We start from the raw sequence: 4,496 nt of genomic DNA, 5'->3' as shown, positions 1-4,496 counted from the left end.
CTCCAGGATGGTGATGCAGGTACCCCGCAGCGGCGCGGCTACGAACTGGAGACGCTATTCGCGGACCTTTGCTGTCTCCACGAAGTTCCCTTTCGCCCCTCGTACCGCACGCCAACCGAGCAGATCGACGGCGCCTTCGAGTTCAAGGGGTTCACCTATCTTCTGGAGTCTCGCTGGCGCCGGCAACCTCCCGACCAGGGCGACCTTGCGGATTTCAAGTTCAAGGTCGACACGAAGATCGAGAGTGTGCGCGGACTTTTTTTGTCCGTGGCGGGTTTCCAGGATGAGGTGGTACGACGCTTTCCCTGGGGCGGCAGGACAAACGTCATCCTCATGTCCGGGCTCGACCTGGCGCTCATTTTTGAGACATGGCCCTTCGTCGACGCCCTCGAGGAGAAGATTCGCCACGCTGAGCAGGAGGGTGAAATTTGGTATGAACTGTCACGCGGGCGCTGACGACTAAGCCGCGGAAAGTCGGCGTGTCCGTTGTCGCTGGCGTCCGCCTGCATTGCTGGGGTGGTGGCGGTTGGCCATCATGCTTGCCCGTCCTGTCGTCCGCGAGCCTCGCCGTGACGGTGACCCGGTCGGGTGCGGTCTCGGCTTGGCCGGTGGTTCATCGCCCGTGTTCCCCGGTGTCGGCTGTGCGCTGGGAGTGGCCCGCCGTCGAGGTTCGGCACATGCCAGTCGTCGAGCGCGCGGAGCCGGTCGACGATCCGTTGAAGTAGCTCGGGATCGTCCCGGAAAACGACCGAGAACGACGCTTCCGGCCCGCCGCGCGGCGTTCGCAGCGGCAGCGGCGAATCTGGGGTGCCGAGTGTGCCGGACGTGCTGGGCTCGGATCGCGCTGCGGGTGGCGTCGGTTGCCATTCCGCGTGGATTTCCGACCAGACGACTTTGCCGCCACCGGGGGTCGTCACCGGGTACCAGGCCCATCGGGTGCTGAGCGCTTCAACCAGGAGCAGGCCGCGTCCACCTTCCCCGTCCAGGGCCGGACGGTCCTGGATCGCGGGCGGGGTGTCGGTGGCGTCCCAGACTTCCGTGAGGGCTGTGCCGCCGGTGGCGGTCCACCGGACGGCGATGATGTCGCCGGCCGCACTTGCCCGCACGGCGTTGGTGCTCAGCTCCGACACCACCAGCTCGGTGGTCTCCACGGTCGCGGCGTCGAACGCCCAGCCGCGGAGCAGACGGACGGTGGCGGCACGGGCAGCCGGCACCGCCGCAGCGTCGGCCGGGAAGCGTTCCACGGCCACCCGCACGACCGACGACGGCTGAGGGCTCACGGCGCGCTGGCCGGGTCGCGGGGCGCCGGGCACGGCCAGGCCCAGCACGGCGGCAACGTGTGGACGGCTGCGCCGGTCTGATCCTCGATCAGCTCCTTTACGGCCAGCCGCACCCCGGGACTGCCACCCAGGTGCGCCAACGACGACCACCACGGCCTCGCCCCGGTGGTGCCGTACGGCGTCCACCAGCGCCGCCAACGCGGCCGACTGGCCGTCGTCGCCACGGTTGACGAACACGGCGCCCAGCGTGAATCCGGCGGCGTCGGCGTAGGTCCGCATCTGCTGGCCCAGCGGCTCCACGACCATCCACCGCGGCGTGCTCGCCGCCGACGACAGGTAGCCGTACATGCGGGGACGCGGCGGTATTACGGGGCGCACTTGGACGTTCAGTCCACCCGGCCCCATCCGGGAGCCAGCGGCCGGGGTGGTCATTTCGGCTGGCAGGGCGCGGGCCGATGGCTCGCCACGGCCGCCGGACCAGCGGCGACGGTTCGCGAGTCGCAGCCGGGCCGCACGGCGGATTCTACCCACGCGACCAGCTCGCAGCGCCCACACCACACAATCGGCGGCTGATTTTCGCTGGCCGGTCGTCGATCGTCAGCGGCAGCGGGGTCCATTCCTGCAACACGCGCAGGTGGGCCCATTCGTGGGCGACCTCGAATTCCGCGAACGCTCCCAGCGGTCTGCCCTGGGCATCCCACACGACGAACCGACGGGCGTCCACGTTGCTCCGCCCCACTCCTAGGTCACCGGGCCCGCAGGGGTTACGCCTCGATGGCCGGGTTTGTACCGGAGAATTGTGTCGATGAGGCGGAAGCCGGATTGGGTGAGGGTGCCAGCGAGCCGCAAGTCGGTGGTGATGAAGCGGCCGATAGATGCCTGGGGAGATGCCGAGTTTAGTGCGTGGGCGATGAGGGCCTGACGGAGCAATGTCTCGTCGTAGGCGTCGGGATGGATAAGGATATCGCCGAGTAGGGCTTCGGCGGGTTCGTCTGGATGGGTGTGGGCGAGAGGGTAAACGAGGGCTATCGCGACTGTGCGCTGATCGTCTTCGGCGAGGGTGAGGCTGCATGGTTGGAAACGTTCATCTTGGGACCATCGGGCGAGTGTGTGTGCGCTGATGTCCGGAGCGGCTCCGGGGTAGGTCAGGTGATAGAGCTTGGCAACAACATCGCGAATGTTCTCGTCGGGTCGCGGATGTCGGAACCGAAGTCCGGGGTAGTCCGCTTGCGGTAGCGGAAGGCTGCAGCGTAAGAGAGCTGCGTTGTCCGACAGCGTCCAGCCGGCGGTGTGAAACAGGGCGCAGCCGTGCAGCCGAGTTGCGGGGATTTCGGCGGTGGTGATTCGCTCGCCGATGGTGCCTGCGACGGTAAGGATGCCGTCAAGGAGCGCGCGGCCAAGACCGTTGCGTTGGGTGGTGGGATGTACGAGAGGTCCCCAGATGCGGCCGACGTCGCCGGTGCCGGTTGGCCAGCGGATTGCTGCGGCGGCGGTGAGGGCGCCGTGATCGTCGTGGTGGAGTCCGAGGGTGGTGGCCGGGGCGTGTCCGATCGGGTGGAGTCGGGAGCGTACGAGGGCTGCGGTGATGGGTCGCTGGTCGGGCCAGCCCCGTAGGCAGGCGTAGGCGAGCGCGGCGAGTTCGGTGTCGAGGGCTGGGTTCGGCTGGTAGTCGACGAACGAGAGAGGGTTCATTGCCGGCCGACCTCCCGTCAGCGTGCCGGAGGTATCGGGGTGTCGGCTGTGACCTGGATGCACCGGCTGGCGTTGCCGGTCAGCGCAGCGGGGTGGAGCCGCAGCGGGAGGGTTGGCTGTCCTGGTCGTTGCGCGACAGCCACGTGGGTGAAATGCCGGCTGAACGCGGTACGGAGCTGGTCGGGGATGGTGAAGGGGCTGCGGCGTGCCGGCCGGGTCAGGATGCGGCGGGCGAGATCGTGGCGCTGGCGGGTGTCGCCGGGCCAGGCGAGATAGGCGGCTGCCGCTTGGATGGTGCGTCCCACGCGGTCGTATTCGAGGACGCTGCTGGGTCCGGCGATGCGGGTGGTGTAAAGGAGACGGCCGTCGGGGGTGAGCAGGCTGGCGAGCCGGGCGAGGAGGGCGTGGCGAGCGGCGGGTCCCTCGAGGAGGGATAGCAGGCCGTCGGTGACCGCGACATCAAACGGGCCAGGTACGTCGGGTAGATCGGGGGCGTGGGCTTGGATGGTGGTGAGCGCGATGCCCTGGCGGTGGGCGTAGGTGGCGGACAGCACGAGCGGGGTCGCGCACGCGTCGACGAGGTGGATGTCGACGTGGCGGCGGTCGAGAATCATGGCGAGGGTGGCGAGCATGGCCTCGTCGGACGCGGCGCAGATGAGAATCCGCAGCGGCCGGTTGGCGGCCAAGGGCGCGAGCGCGGTGCGGTAGAAATCGGTGTGCCATCCCGGGCTCGCTTTCAGGCCGGTGTGTCGGAACAGCCGCCAGGTCGCGTGGTAGCCGAAGCACTGGGGCTGGCAGAGCCGGCGGGCTAAAGCGAAGGCGCCGAGGATGGTCAGCCTCGCAGAGTCGACCGCAGAAGTGTCGATCATGTAGCGGTTCGGATGGCGAGGAGGTGGAACAGACGGGCGACCTGGCGGTAGGGGTCACGGCGGCCGGCTTCCCATTCGAGGTCGCAGATCAGGTCGAAGTCGGCGCCGACAGGGGTGTCACGCAGGTGGTCGGTGAAGGTCCGGACGCCGTACCAGGTGACCGTGCGCGCGCCCTGGGCGGTCAGGTGGGCGCTGATGTCGTCGACGGTGTCGGCGCGGCTGGGGACGTGGAGGCGTCCTGTCTCGGTGCTGGATTCGAGCATGGCCAGCGCATCGCTCCAGCGGCCTTCCATCCCGGGGCGCATGGCCAGCGCGGCGGCGTTCTTGCTGAGGACCGAGATGAGGCCGCCGTCGGGGCGAGCGAGGTCGACGAGCGCGGTGAGCATCGGACCGGGCTCATCGAGGTACATCAGGACCCCGTGGCAGCACACCAGGTCCCAGTCGCCGCCGATCACCCCACTCGCCTGCTCGCCGGGAGCATCGACGATGTCGACCCGCCGACGCACGTCGGGATCTTCGGCTGCGAGGGCGTCGTGTGCGGCGGTCAGCATCTCGGGGTCGTGGTCGACGAGGGTGACATGGTGGCCCGCGCGGGCCAGCGCGAGAGCTTGCTGTCCGGCACCGCCGCCGATGTCCACGACGCGCTGCCTGGTAG

Annotated in this window: 5 protein-coding genes and 1 pseudogene; 1 reads left to right on the top strand and 5 read right to left on the bottom strand. The window is 68.8% G+C overall.

What is annotated here, in order from left to right:
* A pseudogene (locus tag U9980_RS22965) lies at positions 1-456 on the top strand (restriction endonuclease); the annotation flags it as partial.
* 77 nt (positions 457-533) lie between these two features.
* Here U9980_RS22965 and U9980_RS22960 read toward each other — a convergent pair.
* The 5 genes from U9980_RS22960 to U9980_RS22940 form a co-directional block, all read right to left on the bottom strand.
* Positions 534-1,811 (bottom strand): ATP-binding protein, encoded by a 1,278-nt coding sequence (locus tag U9980_RS22960; protein WP_322769840.1) that lies wholly within the window; start codon positions 1,809-1,811, stop codon positions 534-536.
* Entirely contained in the window at positions 1,804-2,004 is a 201-nt protein-coding gene (locus tag U9980_RS22955) for a hypothetical protein (RefSeq protein WP_322769839.1), read from the bottom strand. Before U9980_RS22955 ends, U9980_RS22960 begins: the two co-directional genes overlap by 8 nt.
* 17 nt (positions 2,005-2,021) lie before the next feature.
* Positions 2,022-2,972 carry a GNAT family N-acetyltransferase gene (locus tag U9980_RS22950; protein ID WP_322769838.1) on the bottom strand — a complete coding sequence of 317 codons (951 nt, stop codon included), beginning with the start codon at positions 2,970-2,972 and terminating at the stop codon, positions 2,022-2,024.
* 17 nt (positions 2,973-2,989) lie between these two features.
* Positions 2,990-3,841 carry a hypothetical protein gene (locus U9980_RS22945; protein ID WP_322769837.1) on the bottom strand — a complete coding sequence of 284 codons (852 nt, stop codon included), beginning with the start codon at positions 3,839-3,841 and terminating at the stop codon, positions 2,990-2,992.
* On the bottom strand, positions 3,838-4,496 hold a 659-nt coding region (locus U9980_RS22940; protein WP_322769836.1), incomplete at its 5' end, for a methyltransferase. The genes U9980_RS22945 and U9980_RS22940, both read right to left, overlap by 4 nt.

Origin of the sequence: Protofrankia sp. Cr1 (assembly GCF_963555865.1) — a bacterium.
GTDB lineage: Bacteria > Actinomycetota > Actinomycetes > Frankiales > Frankiaceae > Protofrankia.
Note: the sequence above shows the minus strand (reverse complement) of the source record. Positions and strands in the feature narration are given on the sequence as shown.